Genomic DNA, 22312 nt, shown 5'->3' with positions numbered 1-22312 from the left:
GAGAGGCGACCGCGTGCGGCTGTCAGTCGGAATCCACGAACCGGACGCCGGAGACGCCGCTACCGAAAGACGCCTCCCGCAGCGCCGTCTTCGCGGCGTTCATGGCGACGGAACCGGCGTATCCGCGGCGCGACAGCTGCCCGACCAATCGCCGTAGTGCCGCGTCGGGATCGAGGCGGCTCATCGAGCGCGCTTTGGTCCGTGCGAACTCCAGCGCCCGCTCCGCGTCATCGTCCGGGAGCTCGTCGAGAGCGGCATCGATGACCTCGCGAGGGATGCCCCGCTGTGCCAGCGCCCGGGACAGCGCGATCCGGCCCTGGCCCTTGCGCTCGACCCCGGCCGTGACGAGGAGCTCGGCGAGTACCGCATCGTCGAGATAGCCTCGCCGCATGAAGTCGTCGATGACGTCTTCGATCGCGTCTGCGGCGAGCCCATGGCCCTTCAGCACCAGCCGCGCTTCGGAGACGGACAGCGATCGCGTACGGAGCTTCCGCACCAACGACTCCTCCGCCGTGGTGCGGACCTCCTCCGCGGAGGGCGGGCTCTCGCCGGCCTCTCCCCCACCGTCCGACCGGGACGTGTCACCCACTGCACGCAGCCTGGTCTTCTTCGCACCCGCGGTCCCGCGTGCGGGATGACGTGCGCTGGGAGAACCGTCGTCGTCAGCAGTCCGCTTCCCGGCTGTCGCGGGATCGTCCCAGGTCGACCGCCAGAGTCCCGCAGCGTCCGTAGACGGCGCCGACCGGCCGTGCCGACCGGGCGACGCGCCGCTCGCACCGTCATCCGCCGGGCGCTCGGCACGCGCGGGGCCGCCGAAGAGAGGGATGATGGGGGCGATCCGCTCGGAATCGCCCCCACGCTGATCACTCATCAGGCCGGGCGACGCTCGGCCAGCTCATCAGCACCCGGAGCCGCGGCCGGGCCGCCGATACCGAGCTTCTGCTTGATCTGGCTCTCGATCGCCAACGCGATGTCCGCGTTGTTGAGCAGGAACGTCCGCGCGTTCTCCTTGCCCTGGCCCAGCTGATCGCCGTCGTAGGTGTACCACGACCCGGACTTCTTGACGATGCCGTGCTCGACGCCGAAGTCGATCAGACTGCCCTCGCGGGAGATGCCGACGCCGTAGAGGATGTCGAACTCCGCCTGCTTGAAGGGCGGGGCCATCTTGTTCTTCACGACCTTGACCCTGGTGCGGTTTCCGACGGCGTCGGTTCCGTCCTTCAGCGTCTCGATACGACGGATGTCCATGCGGACCGACGCGTAGAACTTCAGCGCCTTACCACCGGCGGTGGTCTCGGGAGAACCGAAGAAGACGCCGATCTTCTCGCGCAGCTGGTTGATGAAGATCATGGTGGTGTTGGTCTGGTTCAGCCCACCGGTGAGCTTACGAAGGGCCTGCGACATGAGTCGCGCCTGCAGACCCACGTGCGAGTCACCCATCTCGCCCTCGATCTCGGCACGGGGCACGAGCGCTGCCACTGAGTCGATGACGATGAGGTCGATGGCTCCGGAGCGCACCAGCATGTCGGCGATCTCCAGCGCCTGCTCACCCGTGTCGGGCTGCGAGACGAGAAGGGCGTCGATGTCGACGCCGAGCTTCGCGGCGTAGTCGGGGTCGAGGGCGTGCTCGGCGTCGATGAACGCCGCGATGCCGCCGGCCCGCTGGGCGTTCGCGATGGCGTGCAGCGTCAGCGTCGTCTTACCCGAGGACTCCGGGCCGTAGATCTCGACGATGCGTCCACGCGGCAGACCTCCCACGCCGAGAGCGACGTCAAGGGCGATGGAGCCGGTGGGGATGACGGCCACAGGGGCGCGCTCATCGCTGCCCAGCCGCATGACCGAGCCCTTTCCGAACTGGCGGTCGATCTGAGCGAGGGCTGTCTCGAGGGACTTCTCGCGGTCGGCGGGTGATGGCATGGTGTGCTCCTTCTGCGCGTGTGCTGCCGCCTGTAGGCTGTCGCGGCTCTTCCGGCTGGAAGGAACTCTCCGACAAGGCGTATGGCTTTTCAGCCTGGCCCTCACGGTACGGCGGGCCTCCGACATTCGGTCGCAGGAGCCGGGGATCGTGGGGATCAGATCCGTCTGACCACTTGTGCAGAAGACTACGCCCGCTTCGAACAGATTTTCGACACCACGCCGGGATCGGCGTGTCGGACATCCGCACACCGGGACGTGACCGTCATCGCCCTCGCGGCTCCAGGCGTCCGACGCCATGACGGCGGGACTCCGGGACGTCCATGTCCGCGCAGAGCGCCAACCAGATGTCCCGCGGCGGCACCCCGGCGTCCAGCGCTTCGAGCGCGGTGCGCCCGTCCATCCCGGACAGCACGAGGTCGTTCACCAGAGATGATGCTCGGGCGTGGAACTCGGCATCGACGGCGCGCAGGAACTCACTGCGTCGCATAGAAGGGATCTCCGGGACTCAGCGGAGCGAGAGCTCGGGTTCCACGGACGCGACCAGGTCGTCCGGAACGACGTCCGGGAAGACCTGGATACCCTCGAGGACCGAAATGCGGTCCCCGACCTCGCGCATGATCGTGGAGATGGGGACGTCGAGCGCCTCCGCCACCGAGGCGAGGATCTCGCTCGAGGCCTCCTTCTGACCGCGCTCGACCTCACTGAGGTAACCGAGGGCGACCGAAGCCTTGCTCGCGACCTGGCGGAGCGTCCGCCCCTTCTGCAGACGGAAGTCCCTCAGCACGTCGCCGATCTCCTGTCGTACAAGAATCATCGGAACCTCCTCCGCAGTTCATGGATCGGGGTCTCCCCCGAAGAGACGGCCAGTCTAGTCCTCCTGGCTTGCACAGAATCTACCCTTGCACTCTGTGGTTTGAATGTGAGCACATCCGTATCAACATGACGCTGCACGTCCCTATTCCCGCAGTGCGGCGGCCATCACGTCGAGGGTGGCCGCGACCGTCTGCGCCCGCACCGCGTCGCGGTCGCCTTCGAAGCGGAACTGCTCGGTGCGACTCAGGGTCGGCGTCACCACTCCGATGTGGACGGTACCCACAGGCTGGCCGTCCGGGGACTCCGGTCCCGCGATCCCGGTGGTGGACATTCCGACGTCGGCCGGGCGCCCGTCGACCGCGACAGCCTCTCGCACACCGGCGGCCATCTGCCGCGCGACCTCCGCGTGCACCGGCCCGTATCGTTCCAGAAGCTCGGCATCGACCGCGAGCAGGGTGTGCTTGACCGGGGTCGCGTAGGCGACGACGCCGCCGAGAAGCACCGCCGAGGCGCCGGGGACCGCGACGAGCGCCGCAGACACCGCCCCGCCGGTGAGGGACTCCGCGACGCCGAGCGTCCAGCCCCGCCCCCGCAGAGCGGTCAGCGCCTCGGTCGGCGTCGTACCGCTCATCGGCTCTGACGGGCGCCGCGGACCTGCGCGACGATGTAGTCGATGCCGCTGACCACGGTGAGCACCAGAACGATGACCATCAGGACGGTGGTCACGACGGTCCAGGGCCCGAGACCGATGAACACATGCAACGGCAGGAGGGCCCACCCGAGAGCGACGCCCTGGAACGCTGTCTTGATCTTGCCCATCCAGGCGGCCGCCACCACGTGCTCGCTCGCGACGACCAGGCGATGGATGGTGATCCCCCACTCGCGGACGAGGATGACCGCGACGATCCACCAGGAGACCTCGCCGAGGATCGCCAGCCCTACGAATCCCGCGCCGGTGAGGAGCTTGTCCGCGATCGGATCCCACAGCTTCCCGAAGTCGCTGACGATGTCGTACCGGCGGGCGAGATAGCCGTCGACCCAGTCGGTGGAGATGGCCACGATGAAGAGGACGGCGGCGATCCAGCGCACGGTGAGGTCGGTGAGACCGTATGTCCCGCCGACGAGCAGGAGGACGAAGAACACCACGGCGAGCGGGATGCGCGCCACGGTGATCGCGTTGGGGAGCTGTCGGGGAATCGCCATCAGTCGCGTCCCGTCAGGCCCCAGGCGTCTTCGTCGCCCTCTACTTCGACGACCGGCAGGCCGTCGTACTGCGCCTCAAGCGGATCGCGTTCGGCCGGTGGCGCCGCGGCGGCGGGCGCAGCCGGTGCCGCGGGAGCCGACGGCACGTCCTCGCCACGGAGCTTCGCCATGACCTGCGGCAGCTGCTCGGGGGTCGCGAGCACATCCCGGGCCTTCGATCCCTCCGAGGGGCCGACGACCTCTCGCGACTCGAGGAGATCCATCAGGCGTCCGGCCTTGGCGAACCCGACCCGCAGTTTGCGCTGGAGCATGGACGTCGATCCGAACTGCGAGGAGACGATGAGCTCGGCCGCCGCGAGCAGGAGCTCGAGGTCGTCGCCGATGTCCTCGTCGACCTCCTTCTTCTTCGCCGGCTCCATCGCCTCCTGGACGTCCGCGCGGTACTCGGGACGCGCCTGACGCGTGACGTGCTTGACGACCGCGTCGATCTCCTTCTCGTCGACCCACGCGCCCTGCAGGCGGAACGGCTTCGACGATCCCATAGGCGAGAACAGGGCATCACCCTGGCCGATGAGCTTGTCGGCGCCGGGGCTGTCGAGGATCACGCGGCTGTCCGTGACGCTCGTCACCGCGAACGCGAGGCGGGACGGCACGTTCGCCTTGATGAGGCCGGTGACCACGTCGACGCTCGGGCGCTGCGTGGCGAGCACCAGGTGGATGCCGGAGGCACGGGCGAGCTGCGTGATGCGGACGATCGAGTCCTCGACGTCCCGCGGCGCGACCATCATGAGGTCCGCGAGCTCGTCGACCACGACGAGGAGGTACGGGTACGGCTTGAGCACGCGCTCGCTGCCCGGGGGCACCTCCACCTCCCCCGCTCGCACGGCGCGGTTGAAGTCGTCGATGTGGCGGAAGCCGAACGACGCGAGGTCGTCGTACCGCATGTCCATCTCCTTCACGACCCACTGCAGCGCCTCTGCGGCCTTCTTCGGGTTCGTGATGATGGGGGTGATCAGGTGCGGGACACCCGCGTAGCTGGTGAGCTCCACGCGCTTCGGGTCGATGAGGACCATGCGCACGTCGGAGGGGCGGGCCCGCATGAGGAGGCTCGTGATCATCGAGTTCACGAAGCTCGACTTACCGGACCCCGTCGAGCCCGCCACCAGGAGGTGCGGCATCTTCGCGAGGTTGGCGACGACGAAGTTGCCGCCCACGTCCTTGCCGACGCCGATCGTGAGCGGGTGCGTGCTCTTCTGCGCTGCACCTGAGCGCAGCACGTCGCCGAGGGCGACCGTCTCGCGGTCGGTGTTCGGGATCTCGATGCCGATCGCACTCTTGCCGGGGATCGGCGAGAGGATGCGCACGTCGTTGGAAGCGACGGCATAGGCGAAGTTGTTGCTCAGCTGCAGGATCTTCTCGACCTTGACGCCGTGGCCGACCTCCACCTCGTACTGCGTGACCGTCGGGCCGCGGGAGAAACCGGTGACCTTGGCATCGACCTTGAACTGGTCCAGGACGCTGGTGATCTGCTCGACGATGCGGTCGTTCGCCTCGGACCGCGCGACCGAGGGCGGACCCTCGGACAGCACTCCCGGCGACGGGAGGATGTACGGGGCCACCGGCGCCTGCGGACCGCGGTCGCCGGGTCCCTCGGTGCCGAACCCGTCGAGCCCGGGGAGCTCCGGCATCTCGCCGGTGTCGGACTCATCGTCCAGCAGCGCGGTCGTCTGCTGCTCCGCGAGCGTGTCGGTGACGGAGCGGACGTCGCTCAGCACCTCGGTCGCGGCATCGTACGGGTTCGCCACCGTCACCGCCTGGTCGTACGCCGGGGTGGCCTCCGTGGTGGACAGGAGCGCCGTGATGTCGTCGGACGCGAGCGTGCCCTCGTCAGGATCTTCCTCGCGGCCGGTCTTGTTGCGCCGCCACCAGGGCAGCACGTCGGGGTCGTCGACCTTGTCGGCCTCGTTGACCGTGGCCGAGGCGTCCTTCGCCGGCTTCTCCGGGTGCTCGGCGTCGAACATCCAGGCGTAGAGGTCTCCGAGCCGCGCACCGATGCGGTTCGGCGGTGTCTTCGTGAGGATCAGGATGCTGAGGGCGGCGAGGAGCCCGAGGACGATGTAGGCGGGGATGTCGGTGAGGTACGTGAGCGGCTGCCCCACAAGCCAGCCGAGCAGACCGCCGGACTCGCTCAGCGCGGGCATGCCCTGGTTGGGGTGGGGACGGGGACCGGCGACGTGGAAGATCCCCGCGAGGGCGAGGACGAACATGCCGAAGCCGATCCCGATGCGGCCGTTGTCGTGCACCGACGACGGGTGCCGGAACAGCCAGCCCGCCAAGAGCAGCAGAAGCACCGGCATGATGAACGCCACGCGGCCCACGAACAGCCCCACGGAGTAGGCACTGATGTTCGCCGCGACCTCGTTGCCGATGAAGAACCACTCGTTGACGGCGCCGAGGGCCGCCAGGATCACCAGGAGGAACGGGAATCCGTCCCTCCGGTCGTCCTTCTGCAGCGTCTCCGGTCCGAATGCGCGGAAGAGTCCGCCGACGCCGTGCGCGAGCCCGGTCCAGGCGCGCGCGGCGACAGACGGCTTGTCCGCCTCATCGATGTGCTTCTTGGGGGCGGGCTGCGCCTTGGGAGCCGCCTGCCGCTTGGGGCGCGACGGCGCGCTCGTCGAGGCGCGCTCGGTCTTGGTGCTGCTCCTGGCCATGCCTCCACGGTACGACCCGCGACCGACATCTCCGCGTCACCACGCGGAATTCGCCGATACGGCGCGCGACAGCACGCCGTATCGGAGGGTCAGGCCTCGATGACGAGAGGCACGATCATCGGACGGCGGCGCAGCTTCTGGTTCACCCAACGACCGATCGTCCGGCGGACGACCTGGGACAGCGCATGCGTGTCACGCACCCCGTTGCCCGACGCCTCCTTGAGCGCGGCGACGATCTTCGGCGCGACGTCGTCGAAGACCGCGTCGTCCTCCGCCACACCTCGGGCGTGGATCTCGGGACCCGAGATGATGCGTCCGGTCGTGGCGTCCACGACGACGATGACCGAGATGAAGCCCTCTTCTCCGAGGATGCGGCGGTCCTTGAGGTCGGCATCGGTGATCTCGCCGACGGTCGAGCCGTCGACGTAGACGAAGCCGAGGTCGAGCTGGCCCGCGACCTTCGCGATGCCGCCTTTGAGGTCGATCACGGTGCCGTTCGAGGCGATGATCGTGTTGTCCTCCGGCACCCCGGTGTCCTGTGCAAGCTTGGCATTGGCGATGAGGTGCCGGTACTCGCCGTGGACCGGCAGGACGTTCTTCGGCTTGAGGATGTTGTAGCAGTAGATGAGCTCACCCGCGGCGGCGTGTCCGGAGACATGCACCTTCGCGTTCGCCTTGTGCACGACGTTGGCGCCGAGCTTGGTCAAGCCGTCGATGACGCGGTAGACCGCGTTCTCGTTGCCCGGGATGAGGCTGGAGGCGAGGATGACGGTGTCGCCCTCGCTGATCTCGATCGCGTGGTCCATGTTCGCCATCCGGCTCAGCACGGCCATCGGCTCGCCCTGCGACCCTGTCGACATGTAGACGATCTGCTCGTCCGGGAGGTCGCGTGCCTTCTTGAAGTCGATCAGCACGCCCGACGGCACCTTCAGATAGCCGAGCTGCTCGGCGATCGTCATGTTCCGCACCATGCTGCGTCCGAGGAACGCGACGCGGCGCCCGTTGGCGTGTGCGGCATCGATCACCTGCTGCACGCGATGGACGTGGCTGGAGAAGCTCGCGACGATGACGCGACGCGGCGCCTTCGCGATGACCTGGTCGAGCACGGGGCCGATGGAGCGTTCCGTCGGGGTGAAACCGGGAACGTCGGCGTTGGTCGAGTCGACGAGGAACAGGTCGACGCCCTCTTCCCCGAGGCGGGCGAACGCGCGCAGGTCGGTGATCCGACCGTCCAGCGGCAGCTGGTCCATCTTGAAGTCGCCGGTGGCGAGGACCATGCCGGCAGGGGTGCGGATGGCCACCGCCAAGGCGTCCGGGATGGAGTGGTTGACCGCGACGAACTCCAGGTCGAACGGACCGACCCGCTCCTCCTGACCCTCCTTCACGGTGAGGGTGAAGGCCTTGATGCGGTGCTCCTTGAGCTTCGCCTCGACCAGCGCGAGCGTGAGCCCGGAGCCGATCAGGGGGATGTCGCTCTTCAGACGCAGGAGGTAGGGCACGGCACCGATGTGGTCCTCGTGACCGTGTGTGAGCACCACGCCGACGATGTCATCGAGGCGATCACGGATCGGCTCGAAGTCCGGGAGGATCAGGTCGACCCCCGGCTGGTGCTCCTCCGGGAAGAGCACGCCGCAGTCGACGATCAGGATCTTCCCGTCGTACTCGAACATGGTCATGTTGCGACCGATCTCCCCCAGGCCGCCGATCGGGATGACCCGGAGCGTCCCTTCGTCGAGAGCGGACGGTTCGGCCAGGGGAATGGACATGCTGTCTCCTCAGTCGGACACTCCACGCGTCCGTTCGTTCATGGTGACGCGGCTCAGCGCGTCGTGCCGTGCACCTTCGGCAGGGCGCCGCCCGCGGCCGCGTTGCGGTCGGGCCGGAAGTTCGAGAAGTCCGCCCCCGGCACGCCGCTGACGAGGTCGAGCTCGTCCTCGATGAGGGCGGCCTCCCACTCTTCCGGGCCGACGAGGGGAAGGCGGACGCGCGGGCTGGAGATGCGACCCAGCCCGTGCAGGATGTACTTCGCGGCGACGGTGCCGGGGACGTGCGTCATGACAGCGCGGACCAGCGGCTCCAGGCGCTTGTGCTCCGCAGTCGCCGTGGCGAGGTCGCCGCGGTTCACGGCGTCGATGATCGTGCGGTAGGGCGCGGACGCCACGTTCGCGGTCACGCCGATGAGGCCGGTCGCACCGATCGACAGGTGCGGAAGCACATTCGCGTCATCACCGGAGAAGTACATGAGGTCGGTCTGATTGAGCACGCGGCTCACCTCGGAGAAGTCGCCCTTGGCGTCCTTCACCGCGAGGATGTTCGGGTGCTTGGCGAGCCGGAGGATCGTCTCGTACTTGATCGGCACACCGGTGCGCCCGGGGATGTCGTACAGGATGACCGGCAGATCGGTCGCGTCGGCGACGAGCCGGAAGTGGGTGAGGATGCCGGCCTGCGTCGGCTTGTTGTAGTACGGCGTGACGATCATGATGCCGTCGGCGCCGGCCTTCTCGCTGGCCTTGTACAGCTCGATGGCGTGCGCGGTCTCGTTCGATCCGCCGCCCGTGATGATCTTCGCCCGGCCGGCGGAGACGGACTTCCCGACCTCGACGAGCTTGAGCTTCTCGGGGTCCGTCAGGGTCGAGGTCTCGCCGGTCGTTCCCGTCACGACGATGCCGTCCGCGCCTGCGGTGATCACGTCATCGATGTGCTTCTCGACGGCGGGCCAGTCGACTTCGCCGTCGGCCGTCATCGGAGTGACGAGCGCGACGAGAACCTGTCCGAAAGGGTTGCCCGAGTGCGTCATGCGTCCAGCGTATCGGGTCGGATGCCGCTGCCGCGGACGGTGACGGGAACCGTCAGACCCGACCCCGACGCGCGACCGCCGCGGTGAGGGATCGGGGCAGCACCTTCGTCACGGCGACGACGGCCTTGTAACGCAGCGAGGGGATGGACACGGACTTCCCGCGCGCGGCGTCCCGGAGGCCTTCGCGCACGACGTCTCGGGCATCGAGCCACAGGAACGACGGCACGCCCTCCTCGCCGACCGCGAGACCCATCCGCTCGTGGAACGACGTGTGCGTGAAGCCGGGGCAGAGCGCGGTGACGCTCACGCCGTCCGGACCGTAGGCCGTGTTCGCCCAGCGGCTGAAGTCGATGAGCCAGGCCTTGCACGCGGAGTACGTCGATCGAGAGATGAAACCTGCGACCGAGGCGACGTTGATGATCCGGCCGCCCCGCCCCCGCATGGTCTGCAGGGCCGCGTGCATGAGGCGCATGGAGGCCTCGACGTGCAGGCGCAGATGCCGCACCTCGTCCTCGATGTCATTGTCGGCGAACTGCAGCGGCAGCCCGAAGCCGGCGTTGTTCACGAGCAGGTCGATCGGGTCGTCCCGGTCGCGGAGCCGTGCCGCGACGCGTTCGACGCCGTCCTCCTCGGACAGGTCGGCCGGAAGCACCTCGACGGCCACTCCCCACTCGCCGCGCAGCTCCGTCGCAAGAGCCGACAGCGACTCCTCCGAGCGGGCCACGAGCACGAGATCGGCGCGCCGACGAGCCAGCTGACGGGCGAACTCGGCTCCCAGCCCGGCGCTGGCTCCGGTGATCAGTGCGGTGGGCATCAGCGCTCGTACCTCACGAAGCGATACCGGACGCCGGTACGGGACGTCAGCCAGTCCCCCTCGTCGACCACGCGCCACCCGGTCTTGGGCGGAGCGAACGTGTCGCCGGCGACCTCGAGGTCGAGCTCGGTGACCTCGAGCCGGTCAGCGTCGGCGATCACCTGACGGAAGATCTCCGCCCCGCCGATGATCCACACCTTCTCCTGGCCGCGGACGGCCTCGGACACCGTGGCCGCACGGCGGGCGCCGTCGGCCGCCCAGTCCTGCTGGCGGGTCACGACGATGTTGTCGCGCCCGGGGAGCGGCCGGAACCGTTCCGGCAGCGAATCCCAGGTCTTCCGTCCCATGACGACAGGTGCGCCCTGCGTGGTCTCCTTGAAGTGCGCCAGGTCCTCCGGCACATACCAGGGCATACCGCCCTCAGCACCGATGACGCCTCCGGCGGCCTCGGCCCAGATGAGTCCCACCCAGGTCATACCGCCACCGCCGCCCGGATCGGTGCATGGTGCTGGTAGTCCTCGACGACGAAGTCCTCGAACCGGTAGTCGAAGATCGAGTCCGGCTTCCGCGCGAACCGCAGCGTCGGGTACGGGTAGGCCTCTCGCGTGAGCTGCTCACGCACCTGCTCGACGTGGTTGTCGTAGACGTGGCAGTCCCCGCCGGTCCAGACGAAGTCGCCCGGCTCCAGCCCCACCTGCTGCGCGATCATCATCGTCAGCAACGCGTAGGAGGCGATGTTGAAGGGCACGCCGAGGAACATGTCCGCGCTGCGCTGGTAGAGCTGACAGGAGAGCTTGCCGTCGGCGACGTAGAACTGGAACAGCGCGTGGCACGGTGCGAGGGCCATGTCCGGGATGTCCGCGGGGTTCCAGGCAGACACGAGAAGGCGCCGCGAGTCCGGCGACGTCCGGATCTGCTCGATGACCTCGGCCAGCTGATCGATGCTGCCGCCGTCGGGAGTCGGCCAGGATCGCCACTGGACGCCGTACACGGGGCCGAGGTCGCCGTCCTCGTCCGCCCACTCGTCCCAGATCGAGACGCCGTTCTCCTGCAGCCAGCGGACATTGGAATCGCCGCGCAGGAACCAGAGCAGCTCATACGCGATGGACTTGAAGTGGACGCGCTTCGTGGTGATGAGCGGGAAGCCCTCCGCGAGATCGAAGCGGATCTGCCGCCCGAACACGCTCGTGGTCCCGGTCCCTGTGCGATCGCTCTTGTGCGTGCCCGTCTCGAGCACGTCGCGGAGCAGGTCTTCGTACGGAGTCGGGACAGCGGCGCTCATGGTTGTCAGGATACCCGCCTCGGTCGCCCCGAAGGCGGTGTCATCGGCGCGATGTTCTCGTCACGGATGGACACATCGCGGCACCCCTGGTCCTCCGGCCGTACGCTCGACGTGTGTCCCCCGCACTCGCCCTCGCCGCCGTGGCCGCGCTTCTCGCACTCGCCACCCTCGTCGGTCTCGCGCTTCGTCGGCGTGAGGGTCGTCGACGCAACGGCGGCGACCTGAGGTTCGAGCCGGCGGATGCGGCGGGCGCAGCCTTCGGCGCGAGCGCGACCCTCGTGCAGTTCAGCACCGAGATGTGCACCCGGTGTCCGCAGGTGCGCCGGCTGCTCGGCGCGTACGCTGCCGAGACGACAGGGCTCGCACACATCGAGGTCGACCTCACGCACCGACCCGACCTCTCCGCCCGGTACCGGGTGTTGCAGACCCCCACCACGTTCCTCGTCGACGCCTCGGGTGTCGTCCGAGCCCGATTCGGGGGCGTGCCCGCCCGGGATGCCCTGGCCACAGCCGTCGCCACCCTCGTCTGAAGCGCAGTCTGGAGAACCCGATGACGACATCCGCTGGGATCGACCCGCGAGGCCCCCGTTTCGCCGCCGCGATCACCGCATTCCTCCTCGCCGTTGCGACGTTCCTCGCACTCATCGGCATCTCCACGACTCCCGCCGGCGCAGAGCGCGCCGGCTGGTTCGCCGTCCAGCCGCAGAGCGGCTCCGTCTTCGTACCGGGGGGCGCGTGGGCACTGCCGTCAGTAGAGCCCGTCGCGCGCGTGCTCGACCCGGGCTTCCTCCTTGCGACGCTGATCGCGCTGCTGTTCCTCTGGGGAGTGGTCTCGCCGGCCACCGCACCGTGGGGCGTGCTCTACCGCCGCCTCGTCCGTCCGCGCCTGGCGCCGCCCGTCGAACTGGAGGATCCCCGCCCCCCGCGGTTCGCCCAAGGCGTGGGCCTCGTCGTGGTGGGGCTCGGCCTCCTGCTCCACCTCGCCGGCGTGCCGTGGGCCCTTCCGATCGCCACCGCCGCAGCGTTCCTCGCCGCTTTCCTCAACGCCGTGTTCGCATTCTGTCTCGGCTGCCAGCTCTACCTCCTGCTGCAGCGCGTCGGGCTGACCGGGAGAACGCGCCGCACCGCGTGATCCCGGTTTCCGACGGCCGGGTCGCTCGGTAGGCTGGCGACCAAGCGACGCCGCTCCCCCGGTGGCGTCAGAACCGGAGGAATCATGCCCGTCACCAGTGAAGCCGCCGCCACCTGGACCGGATCGCTCATGGAGGGTTCCGGCACGGTCGCCTTCTCCTCCTCGCATCTGGGGACGTTCCCGATCGACTGGAAGTCCCGCAGCGAGGGCAGCGACACCACCACGACGCCGGAAGAGCTCATCGCCGCGGCCCACGCCTCCTGCTTCAGCATGGCGCTCTCGCACGCCCTCGCCGAGAACGGCACCCCGCCGGAGCGCGTCGACACCAGCGCCTCGGTCACTTTCAAGCCAGGCGTCGGCATCACCGGCAGCCACCTCAACGTCAACGCCACGGTTCCGGGTCTGACTCCGGAGAAGTTCCAGGAGATCGCCGAGGGCGCCAAGACCGGGTGCCCGGTGTCCCAGGCTCTCGCAGGCATCGAGATCACCCTCGAGGCGACGCTCGCCTGAGCTCCGTGGACGTCAGGCGCGGGACAGGCTGATCGCCTGCCGGATGCTCGCCCTGGCGTCCTTCCTGCGCCCCGCGGCATCCTGCACGACGCCGAGCCGGTAGCGCGCACGCCAGTCCGTGGGTGCCGCCTCCGCTTCCGCCGTGTAGCGCGCGACGAGCGCGTCCGCGTCCTTCCTGGCGATGCGGCCACTGGGCGTGAGCTCGGTCTCGACCGGCGGCATTCCGCCTTCGGCGTCGAGCAGACGCCCCAGACGATCCGCTCCGAAACCGAAGAGCATCTCGCGAGCCAGGGCCCATCCGCCGACGGGGGCGAGCACGAGGAGGGTGACGCCCATCCCGATGGAGACCGGCGTCCCGACGGCCAGGAACATGACCGCGAGCCAGCCCGCGACCGCGAGGTACAGCAGGAGGGCCGCCGCCATCAGTGCGACCCCGATCCGCGACATCACGAGCGGATGCCGATGTCGAGCATGTTCTCCAGACCGACCACGACTCCGGACGCGGTGGCCGCATACGGCACAGCCAGCCGGATCCCCGGCGCGTAGGCCAGCGCCGGGTCGGTGGTGTCATGCGTGAACGTGAGCGACTCCCCCGGTCCGGACAGGATCACCTCCTGTTTCGCGATCACCCCGGGCCGCCGGAGGGAGTGGATGGGCACGCTGCCGACCTGCTGACCCCGCGCGCGCTGATCCGCATGCGGGGCGCTGACGGGGCCTTGGGACGCCCTCGCGGCGGCGATCAACTCCGCCGTGCGGACGGCGGTACCGCTCGGGGAGTCGACCTTGGTCTCCCGATGCGCCTCGACGATCTCCGCGGAGCCGAAGTAGGGCGCGGCGGCCGCGGCGAGGGCCGAACCGAGCACGGAGCCGAGGGAGAAGTTGGGGATGAAGACCGCTCCGGTGTCAGCGGCCTCGACCAGCGGCCGCACGAGCGCGATCCGCTCGGCCGACCAGCCGGAGGTGGCGACGAGGATGTTGAGGCCGTGCTCGACGGCGGTGCGGACCACATCGATGCTGATCTGCGGAGTGGACGCGTCGATCACGAGGTCCGCTCCCGCGAGCTCCGAGAGGTCACTCGCCGAGGTCAGCACCCGGCTCACCTCGAAGCCTTCCAGCTCGCCGATCACCGCGCCGATGATCGTTCCGAGCTTTCCGGTCCCGCCGACGAGGGCTACCTTCGTGGTCATGCGTCCAGTCTATTTTCCGGGCGTCGAGCGGAGGCCGCGGCGCGCGGATACGGTGATCACACCAACAGCGCGTCGGGAATCCCCGTCCGCAACTCCATCGGGAGGTGGCCGGTGTCGTTGTGCGTGAGCAGGGTCCACGGCCGACCCTGCTTCTGGGCGATCACGGTCAGTCCGCAGTGCGACTGGTTCAGCGTCATCCACCGCCAGTCGGGTGCGGCGAGCACCTCGCGCACGAACCACGAGATCACGAAGTTGTGTGTGATGAGCACCTCGTGCACGTCTCCGGTCTTCCGCACGAGGAACTCGTTGACGGCGTCGGACATCTGGGCGCGACCGGCCTCGATCTCGGCTTCGGTCACCGAGCCGAAGAAGGGTTCGAACACCGCCGGGGTCTCCTCTGTCATCCCCGTGGGGACGCAGTCGAACAGCAGAGCGGACGGCGCGGGGTCCACGGACGGGAGGCGACCGGCGATCGATCGCGCCGTCTCGGCCGCGCGGAGCAGCGGCGAATGCCACACGGCGTCGAGCGGGAGCCCGGACAGCCGATCCGCGATCAGCTCCGCCTGCCGCTGGCCGCGCGGCGAAAGGGGTCCGTCGGCGAGACCGTGCTCGGCATCCTGATGTTCACCGTGTCTGACCAGATATATGTAGTGCGTCACAACTCGCTCGCTCGCCTCATCGCCAGCATCCGCCGGTCTTCCTCTTCCACCCTATGTCACGGGCAGCGGAAGCTCAGGCGCCCGCGCGGGTGAGGTCGGCCACCTGCGCCCGGGACAGCGTCACACCGGCGCCCTGCATGAGCTCGTCGACATGGTCGGTCGCGAATGTGTTCACGATCGGCGCGGCGACCGTGCGCTGCGCGAGCAGCCAGGCGATGGACACAGCGGCCACCGGCACTGCCAGTTCGGCGGCCACCTGATCCAGCGCGCGCAGCACCTTCGTACCGCGGCGGTTGAGATTCCCTCGCAACTGCTCTCCGCGGACGCCTCGTGACGCGAGCGCCTTGGTGCGGTGGCGCCCGGACAGGAACCCGTGCTCCAGCGCATGGGAGGGCGTGACCGCGAGGTTCTGCGCGCCGGCCACGAGCCGCAGATCGCCTTCGAACGGCTGCCGCCGCACGAGGTTGTAGGGCGTGTCGATCACAGTGATCCGCGGGTACCCTGCGGACGCGAGGATGCGGGCCTCCACCAGCCGCTCCGGGGTGAAGCCGTACGCGCCGAGCGCGCCGATCTTTCCGGCCTCGACGAGCCACTCGACCGTGGCCAGCGTGTCTTCGAGGTTGGTGGTCGCATCCAGCGTGGCGTCCAGGTACAGCACGTCGATGCGCTCGACGCCGAGCCGGGTGAGCGACCCCTCGACGGCGCGGACGAGGTTGACCGACCCCAGACCGGGGTTGTCGGCATGCGCTCCGATGCGGACGCTGAGGACGACGCGCTCCCGTTGGTCGCGCGACCGCAGCCACTGCCCGAGGATGTGCTCGCTCCGACCGCCGGAGAATCCGTCCGCCGTATGGATGGCGTTGCCGCCGAACTCCACGTAGCGATCGAGGATGCCGTGGCTCGTCTCGAGATCGACGTTCCACCCGAACTCCGCGGCGCCGAGCATCAACGGGAACGTCTCGTATCCGGTCTCGCCGATGGCGGTGCGGATGGACTCCCCCACACCGGGGCCGACGATGGGGATCGGGGCGGAGGGATGATCCTCGTGCTCGAGCGCGACGCGTTCCGCGTCGGGACCTGCGCCTACGCCGAACAACCGCATACTCTCACCCCCGCTGCGATCGGCTGGACCGATCGACATCACTGCTTCTCCGGCACCCCCCGGTGCGTACTTCGAGGGTATGCGACGCGCGCGAGCGTCCCGGCCAATCCGGGGAACGGCGCGCAAACTTCCCATAACGTTTCGATCACGGATCAGACGACGGAACCCGGGCCCCTCCCGACGGAGGGACCCGGGTTCCGTGCCGACCGTGTCCTACTCGGCGGCGGCGTCCTCGGCCGGAGCCTCGTCCGCGGCGGGTGCGTCGTCGAGCACGGGCTCGAGCGACAGCTTGCCGCGGTCGTCGATCTTCGTGATCTTGACGAGGATCTTCTGGCCGACGGAGAGCACGTCCTCGACGTTCTCCACACGCTTGCCACCGGCGAGCTTGCGCACCTCGGTGACGTGCAGCAGGCCGTCCTTGCCCGGCAGCAGCGAGATGAAGGCGCCGAAGGTGGCGATCTTCACGACGGTGCCGAGGAACTGCTCGCCGACCTCCGGGTTGGTCGGGTTGGCGATCGCGTTGACCTGGGCGCGGGCGGCCTCGGCCGAGGGGCCGTCGGTCGCGCCGATGTAGACGGTGCCGTCCTCCTCGATGGAGATCTGCGCACCGGTCTCGTCCTGGATCGCGTTGATCGTCTTGCCCTTCGGGCCGATCAGCTCACCGATCTTGTCGACCGGGATCTGGACGCTGATGACGCGCGGCGCGGTGGGCGCCATCTCGTCAGGCGCGTCGATCGCGGCGTTGAGGACGTTGAGGATGGTCAGACGAGCATCCTTGGCCTGGGTCAGCGCGCCCGCGAGCACCGACGACGGGATGCCGTCGAGCTTCGTGTCGAGCTGGATGGCGGTGACGAACTCGCTGGTACCGGCGACCTTGAAGTCCATGTCACCCAGCGCGTCCTCGGCACCCAGGATGTCGGTCAGCGCCGCGTAACGGGTCTCGCCGTTCACCTCGTCGGAGACCAGACCCATCGCGATGCCGGCGACGGGAGCGCGCAGCGGCACACCCGCGTTCAGCAGCGACAGGGTCGAGGCGCACACCGAACCCATCGACGTGGAGCCGTTGGAGCTGAGCGCCTCGGACACCTGACGGATCGCGTACGGGAACTCCTCGCGGCTCGGCAGCACCGGCACGAGCGCGCGCTCGGCGAGGAAGCCGTGCCCGATCTCGCGACGCTTCGGCGAACCCACGCGGCCGGTCTCACCGGTCGAGTAGGGCGGGAAGTTGTAGTGGTGCATGTAGCGCTTGCTCGTCGTGGGCGACAGCGAGTCGATCTGCTGCTCCATCTTGAGCATGTTCAGCGTGGTGACGCCCAGGATCTGGGTCTCGCCGCGCTGGAAGATCGCGGAGCCGTGCACGCGCGGGATGACCTGCACCTCGGCGTCGAGCGGACGGATGTCCGCCAGGCCGCGGCCGTCGATGCGGGTGCCCTCGGTGAGGATGCGACCGCGGACGATCTTCTTCGTGACGGACTTGTACGCCGCGGAGAACTCCAGCGGTGCCGCAGCCGGGAGCGAGCCCGCCTCGGTGGCCTCGATGAGCTCGGCCTTGACGCGATCCTTGATCGCGTCGTCGGCGTTCTGACGCTCGCTCTTGTCGGCGATCTGGTACACGTCGCTCAGCTCGGCGAAGGCACGCTCGGACACGAAGTCATAGACCTCGTCGCTGTACGCGGGGAAGACCGGGTAGACGCCCGGCTCCTTCGACGCGGTGGCGGCGAGCTCGGCCTGCGCCTTGACGAGCTGGGCGATGAAGGGCTTCGAGGCCTCGAGGCCCTGGGCCACGATGGTCTCGTCGGGCTTGGTGGCGCCGGCCTTGATCAGGTTCCAGCTGCCCTCGGTCGCCTCGGCCTCGACCATCATGATCGCGACGTCTTCGGAGCCGTCGGCCTTGGTGACCACGCGACCGGCGACGATCAGGTCGAACACGGCCTCGGAGACCTGCTCGGCGGTCGGGAACGCGACCCACTGGTCCTCGTGCTGGCCGTGACCGGGGATGAACGCGAGGCGCACACCGGCGACGGGGCCCGAGAACGGCAGACCCGAGATCTGCGTCGACGCGGAGGCGGCGTTGATTGCGAGGGCGTCGTAGAACTCGCCCGGGGCGATCGAGAGGACCGTGATGACGATCTGGACCTCGTTGCGCAGACCGTCGACGAACGACGGACGCAGCGGACGGTCGATCAGACGGCAGACCAGGATCGCCTCGGTCGAGGGGCGACCCTCACGACGGAAGAACGAGCCGGGGATCTTGCCGGCGGCGTAGGAGCGCTCCTCGACGTCGACCGTCAGCGGGAAGAAGTCGAAGCCCTCACGCGGGTGCTTGCCCGCGCTCGTGGCCGAGAGCAGCATGGTCTCGCCGTCCAGGTAGGCGGCGACGGCGCCCTGAGCCTGCTGCGCGAGGCGGCCGGTCTCGAAGCGGATGGTGCGGGTGCCGAAGCGGCCGTTGTCGAGAACGGCCTCGGTGGCGGTGATTTCAGGACCTTCCAAGAGGTCTCTCCTTCTTTGTTTAGACTCGCGAATCCGTGTGACGCGCGAGCATGTTCAAAGGAGCGGAACGGAAGGGTTCGGGCGCGCGGGCACTCCCGCGAATCTCGCCTGCGCTGGCCACCAGTAGAAAGCCACCCGACGTGTGCCGAGGAACCCACCACAGGGGACCAGCTTCTCCGCCGATCGCTCCATGAGTCGATGTGAAATTGTCGGATGACCGGGGTCACCCTCGACCACACTACCAGCGTGCGCCCTCAGTCCCGAGGGTTCCCCACGCGGTTCGGTCACGACACCGCACGGTCACCCGACGTTCACCGCCCGTCCGCCGGGGCGAGGGACGGGTCGGCTGTGCTGGGCGCATGCGGATGTCGGTGATCGGTTGCGGGTATCTGGGAGCGGTGCACGCTGCGGCGATGGCCTCGCTCGGTCACGACGTCGTGGGCATCGACGTGGACGAGCGCAAGGTGGCCGACCTCGCCGCAGGCGCCGCGCCCTTCTTCGAGCCGGGCCTCGACGAGCTCCTCGACGCGGGGCTGCGATCCGGGCGGTTGCGCTTCGCCTCGGATGCGGCGGCCGCTTCCGGGGCGGATGTGCACTTCCTCGCCGTCGGCACCCCGCAGTCCGCCTCCGGTCCCGCGGCCGACCTCCGCTACATCGACGCGGCGATCGACGGGCTGCTCCCCCACCTGCGGCCGGGCGCGGTGGTGGCCGGGAAGTCGACGGTCCCCGTGGGCACGGCCGCGCGCCTCGCCCGTCGGATCGAGCAGACCGGGGCGACGCTCGCCTGGAACCCCGAGTTCCTCCGGGAAGGCTGGGCCGTCCACGACACGCTCACCCCCGACCGCCTGGTGGTGGGGGCCGATGACACCCCGGAGGGTGCCGCCGCCGTCGACCTGCTCCGCCGCGTATACGCCGCGGCGATCGATGCGGGCTCCCCGTTCCTGGTCACGGACCTCGCCACCGCGGAGCTCGTCAAGGGTGCCGCCAACGCTTTCCTCGCGACGAAGATCTCCTTCATCAACGCCATGGCCGAGGTCGCCGAAGCGGCCGGTGCCGACGTCACCCTCCTCGCCGAAGCCCTCGGCCACGACTCACGCATCGGCCGCCGCTATCTCGGCTCCGGGATCGGGTTCGGAGGCGGCTGCCTCCCGAAGGACATCCGCGCGTTCGCCGCCCGCGCCGAGGAGCTCGGCCGCGGCGAGGCCGTCGCCTTCCTGCACGAGGTGGACGCCATCAATCTCCGCCGGCGTGATCGCGCCGTGCGTCTGGTCGTCGATGCCCTGGACGGCCTGGTCTTCGGGCGGAGGATCGCCGTGCTCGGCGCGGCCTTCAAACCCTTCAGCGACGACGTCCGCGATTCTCCCGCGCTGGAGGTGGCCGTGCGGCTGCGCGGACTCGGCGCGGATGTCGTGGTGACGGACCCGGCGGCGATCGAGAACGCCCGTGCGCGGCATCCGCAGCTCGGATACACGTCGTCCAGGGATGAGGCCCTGCGGGACGCGGACGCCGTCGTCGTCGTCACGGAGTGGGACGAGTACCGCCGCGAGCTCAGTCCGCAGCACGCCGGCGGGCTCGTGCGGGGCCGGATCGTGATCGACGGACGGAACTGTCTGGACGCCGCCGCCTGGCGAGCCGCCGGCTGGACGTACCGCGGGATGGGGCGACGCTGAGGGCTGCCGTCCCTCAGACCACGCTGGCGTCACGCTCGACGGAGGAGCGCCCCACGTAGACGTAGTCGTCGTGCTTCGCCCGACGGCCGTCTCCCGCGGCACGGCCGTGGAGTCGCCGCCACACCCACGGCAGCGCGTGCCGCCGCCACCAGGCCGCGCGGCCGATCGGCTCGTTCTCGTGCAGGGCCGCATCCAGCAGCCCGAGCGCGTCCGCGTGCGGCACCCCGAGCACCTCGGCGACCCGATAGGCGAGGAAGCGGTGTCCGCGACTGCTGAGGTGCACCAGGTCCTCGCCCCAGTGCTGCCGCTCCGCCAGCACCGGATGCAGATCCGTGTCGATGAGGATCGCACCGGTCCGCGCCGCGATCCCCGCGAGGGCCGTGGCGAAGGCGGAGAAGCGCCGGGTGTACAGCGCCGCCGCGCGTCGGTCCGGGAGGAACGGGGTGACCAGGACCACGTCGGCGCCGGTCGCGCGCACTCGCCGCACGGCGGCCTCCAGACTCGCGGCGAGCGCCGGCACGGCGGCACGGTGCTTCACGAGATCGTTGGCGCCCACCAGCACGGTGACCAGATCGGGTCGGAGCTCCAGTGCGCGCTCCAGTTGCGGGCCGCACACGTCGGCCACGCGCTTCGAGCGGACCGCGAGGTTGGCGTAGTGGAGGCCGCCCCGCGCGGCGAGGAGCAGGGCGAGCCGGTCCGCCCACCCGCGGAGAGCACCGTCCGGCCCGGGGTCGCACAGTCCCTCGGTCAAGGAGTCGCCGAGCGCGACCACCCGCCGCCACCGTCGCGACGGGGCGGGCGCGGCGGGTTCCGGTCGGACGAGGCGGCGAGCGCGCAGACGGCTGTCCACGGCGTGCAGCGCCCGCGCCTCCTCGAAGTGCCCCAGGAGCTGATCCCCGAGGTGCTCCCAGCTTCGTCCCTGCACAGCGCTCCAGCCCGCGTGCCCGAACGCTCGGCGGGTGTGCTCGTCCCCGGCGAGAGCGGTCACGCGTCGGCGGAGGTCGGCGAGGTCCCCGGGGCGGTAGAGCCAGCCGTCCACGCCGGCCCTCACCAGATCGAGCGGCCCTCCGCGACCGGTGGCGACCACGGGCACCCCGCTCGCGTGGGCCTCCTGCAGCGTCTGGCCGAACGTCTCGCTCTCTCCCGGATGCACGAACACGTCGAAGGAGGCCAGCGCGGTGGCGAGCGCATCCCCGTCGAGCCTCCCGAGGAACAGAGCGTCGGGAAGCTGTTCCTGCAGCCGGTCCCGCCGTGGCCCGTCGCCGACGATGACCAGACGGGCGCCGGGGATGCCGTGCAGCGCGGCGAGATCCTCCACCTGCTTCTCGGCGGCGAGGCGTCCGACGTAGCCGATGACGATCTCCGCTCCCCATTCCGCTCGGAGCGCGTCGCTGCGCCGGGAGGGGTGGAAGCGCTCCGCGTCCACCCCTCTCCCCCAGGATCGGAGTCGGTCGACGCCGAGGTGACCCAGCTGCTGCGCGGATTCGGTGGACGGCGCGAGCGTGAGGGTCGCTCGCCGGTGGAGCCGTGCGATGTGGGCGTGAGCCATACCGGTCGTCGCGGCGACGCGATACCTCTCCGTGTATGCGGCCACATCGGTCTGGTAGGCCGCGACCGTCCCGATGCCGCCGCGTTCTGCGGCGAGCAGCCCGCGCCACCCGAGGGCGAACGGCGACGCGAGGTGGACGACATCGGGGCGGAAGCGGCCGAGCTCCGTTCCGATCCGACGGGTCGTCGCCGCGCCGACGCGGACATCCCGGTATCCGGGGAGCGGCACGCTGCGGATCGCCGTGACGGGGGCACCGTGCAACCGCTCCGGGATGCCCGTGGCGGCGGGAGCGAGCACACAGGCCTCGTGCCCTCGGCGCTTCAGATGGCGGAGGATCTGCATCACGGATCCGGTCACGCCGTTCATGTGCGGAAGGAAGGACTCGGTGACGATCGCGACTCTCACCCCCTCAGGATGACGGTGCACCTCGCCCCCGCTGCGAGAAACCGGCGTCGAGCACCGGATGTTCACCGGAT

22 protein-coding genes are annotated in these 22312 nt (G+C 69.5%); 4 read left to right on the top strand and 18 right to left on the bottom strand.

All coding sequences use genetic code 11. From position 1 onward, the window contains the following. Positions 1 to 22: 22 nt before the first annotated feature. The 12 genes from AB0310_RS03435 to AB0310_RS03380 form a co-directional block, all read right to left on the bottom strand. Entirely contained in the window at positions 23 to 589 is a 567-nt protein-coding gene (locus AB0310_RS03435; protein ID WP_366236584.1) for a regulatory protein RecX, read from the bottom strand. Between the two features lie 281 nt (positions 590 to 870). Then, positions 871 to 1917: a recombinase RecA gene (recA, locus tag AB0310_RS03430; protein ID WP_187663892.1), complete on the bottom strand. Its 1047-nt coding sequence runs from the start codon at positions 1915 to 1917 to the stop codon at positions 871 to 873. Between the two features lie 262 nt (positions 1918 to 2179). After that, positions 2180 to 2404 carry a DUF3046 domain-containing protein gene (locus AB0310_RS03425; RefSeq protein WP_187663891.1) on the bottom strand — a complete coding sequence of 75 codons (225 nt, stop codon included), beginning with the start codon at positions 2402 to 2404 and terminating at the stop codon, positions 2180 to 2182. Between the two features lie 18 nt (positions 2405 to 2422). Beyond that, complete coding sequence (locus tag AB0310_RS03420) at positions 2423 to 2731, bottom strand: helix-turn-helix domain-containing protein (protein ID WP_025103227.1); 309 nt, start codon at positions 2729 to 2731, stop codon at positions 2423 to 2425. Between the two features lie 141 nt (positions 2732 to 2872). Next, positions 2873 to 3361, bottom strand: a complete 489-nt coding sequence (locus AB0310_RS03415) for a CinA family protein (protein ID WP_259953982.1) — start codon at positions 3359 to 3361, stop codon at positions 2873 to 2875. After that, the gene (gene pgsA / locus AB0310_RS03410; RefSeq protein WP_268776433.1) at positions 3358 to 3933 is read right to left on the bottom strand and encodes a CDP-diacylglycerol--glycerol-3-phosphate 3-phosphatidyltransferase; all 576 of its coding nucleotides are present in this window, start codon (positions 3931 to 3933) and stop codon (positions 3358 to 3360) included. Before pgsA ends, AB0310_RS03415 begins: the two co-directional genes overlap by 4 nt. Then, positions 3933 to 6644, bottom strand: coding sequence for an FtsK/SpoIIIE family DNA translocase (locus AB0310_RS03405; RefSeq protein WP_366236583.1), 2712 nt, complete (start codon positions 6642 to 6644; stop codon positions 3933 to 3935). Before AB0310_RS03405 ends, pgsA begins: the two co-directional genes overlap by 1 nt. 89 nt (positions 6645 to 6733) lie before the next feature. After that, complete coding sequence (locus AB0310_RS03400; protein WP_259953985.1) at positions 6734 to 8410, bottom strand: ribonuclease J; 1677 nt, start codon at positions 8408 to 8410, stop codon at positions 6734 to 6736. Positions 8411 to 8463: 53 nt separating this feature from the next. Then, positions 8464 to 9441, bottom strand: coding sequence for a 4-hydroxy-tetrahydrodipicolinate synthase (gene dapA / locus AB0310_RS03395; protein ID WP_187663886.1), 978 nt, complete (start codon positions 9439 to 9441; stop codon positions 8464 to 8466). Between the two features lie 52 nt (positions 9442 to 9493). After that, complete coding sequence (locus tag AB0310_RS03390) at positions 9494 to 10255, bottom strand: SDR family NAD(P)-dependent oxidoreductase (protein WP_187663885.1); 762 nt, start codon at positions 10253 to 10255, stop codon at positions 9494 to 9496. Then, on the bottom strand, positions 10255 to 10731 hold the full coding sequence (locus AB0310_RS03385) for a dihydrofolate reductase (RefSeq protein WP_187663884.1): 477 nt from the start codon (positions 10729 to 10731) through the stop codon (positions 10255 to 10257). Before AB0310_RS03385 ends, AB0310_RS03390 begins: the two co-directional genes overlap by 1 nt. After that, positions 10728 to 11537, bottom strand: coding sequence for a thymidylate synthase (locus AB0310_RS03380; protein ID WP_187663883.1), 810 nt, complete (start codon positions 11535 to 11537; stop codon positions 10728 to 10730). Before AB0310_RS03380 ends, AB0310_RS03385 begins: the two co-directional genes overlap by 4 nt. A 113-nt stretch (positions 11538 to 11650) precedes the next feature. On the opposite strand from AB0310_RS03380, the gene AB0310_RS03375 reads away from it, so the two are divergent. The 3 genes from AB0310_RS03375 to AB0310_RS03365 all read left to right on the top strand — a co-directional run bounded on the left by AB0310_RS03375 (position 11651) and on the right by AB0310_RS03365 (position 13179). After that, a complete protein-coding gene (locus AB0310_RS03375; RefSeq protein ID WP_187663882.1) occupies positions 11651 to 12067 on the top strand; it encodes a TlpA family protein disulfide reductase in 417 nt (138 codons plus the stop codon). Between the two features lie 20 nt (positions 12068 to 12087). Next, entirely contained in the window at positions 12088 to 12669 is a 582-nt protein-coding gene (locus AB0310_RS03370) for a DUF4395 family protein (protein ID WP_187663881.1), read from the top strand. Between the two features lie 84 nt (positions 12670 to 12753). Further along, a complete protein-coding gene (locus AB0310_RS03365; RefSeq protein WP_259953991.1) occupies positions 12754 to 13179 on the top strand; it encodes an OsmC family protein in 426 nt (141 codons plus the stop codon). Positions 13180 to 13191: 12 nt separating this feature from the next. Here the strand turns inward: AB0310_RS03365 and AB0310_RS03360 are convergent, their stop codons facing one another. The 5 genes from AB0310_RS03360 to AB0310_RS03340 all read right to left on the bottom strand — a co-directional run bounded on the left by AB0310_RS03360 (position 13192) and on the right by AB0310_RS03340 (position 18617). Beyond that, positions 13192 to 13626, bottom strand: coding sequence for a tetratricopeptide repeat protein (locus AB0310_RS03360; protein WP_366236582.1), 435 nt, complete (start codon positions 13624 to 13626; stop codon positions 13192 to 13194). Continuing rightward, complete coding sequence (gene dapB / locus AB0310_RS03355; RefSeq protein WP_187663878.1) at positions 13626 to 14366, bottom strand: 4-hydroxy-tetrahydrodipicolinate reductase; 741 nt, start codon at positions 14364 to 14366, stop codon at positions 13626 to 13628. The genes AB0310_RS03360 and dapB overlap by 1 nt, the downstream gene beginning before the upstream one ends. A 56-nt stretch (positions 14367 to 14422) precedes the next feature. After that, the gene (locus tag AB0310_RS03350; protein ID WP_187663877.1) at positions 14423 to 15025 is read right to left on the bottom strand and encodes a histidine phosphatase family protein; all 603 of its coding nucleotides are present in this window, start codon (positions 15023 to 15025) and stop codon (positions 14423 to 14425) included. A 73-nt stretch (positions 15026 to 15098) separates the two neighbouring features. Continuing rightward, on the bottom strand, positions 15099 to 16127 hold the full coding sequence (locus tag AB0310_RS03345; protein WP_187664141.1) for an aldo/keto reductase: 1029 nt from the start codon (positions 16125 to 16127) through the stop codon (positions 15099 to 15101). Between the two features lie 213 nt (positions 16128 to 16340). Continuing rightward, entirely contained in the window at positions 16341 to 18617 is a 2277-nt protein-coding gene (locus tag AB0310_RS03340) for a polyribonucleotide nucleotidyltransferase (protein WP_259953993.1), read from the bottom strand. Positions 18618 to 18976: 359 nt separating this feature from the next. Here AB0310_RS03340 and AB0310_RS03335 point away from each other — a divergent pair, with 359 nt between their 5' ends. Beyond that, positions 18977 to 20287, top strand: a complete 1311-nt coding sequence (locus AB0310_RS03335) for a UDP-glucose dehydrogenase family protein (protein WP_363444345.1) — start codon at positions 18977 to 18979, stop codon at positions 20285 to 20287. Positions 20288 to 20300: 13 nt separating this feature from the next. Here the strand turns inward: AB0310_RS03335 and AB0310_RS03330 are convergent, their stop codons facing one another. Continuing rightward, positions 20301 to 22241, bottom strand: a complete 1941-nt coding sequence (locus tag AB0310_RS03330) for a GDSL-type esterase/lipase family protein (RefSeq protein WP_366236581.1) — start codon at positions 22239 to 22241, stop codon at positions 20301 to 20303. Positions 22242 to 22312 lie beyond the last annotated feature (71 nt).

Origin of the sequence: Microbacterium meiriae (assembly GCF_040702565.1) — a bacterium.
Taxonomy (GTDB): domain Bacteria; phylum Actinomycetota; class Actinomycetes; order Actinomycetales; family Microbacteriaceae; genus Microbacterium; species Microbacterium meiriae.
The sequence above is the reverse complement of the archived record's forward strand: the minus strand, read 5'-3'. Positions and strand labels throughout refer to the sequence as shown.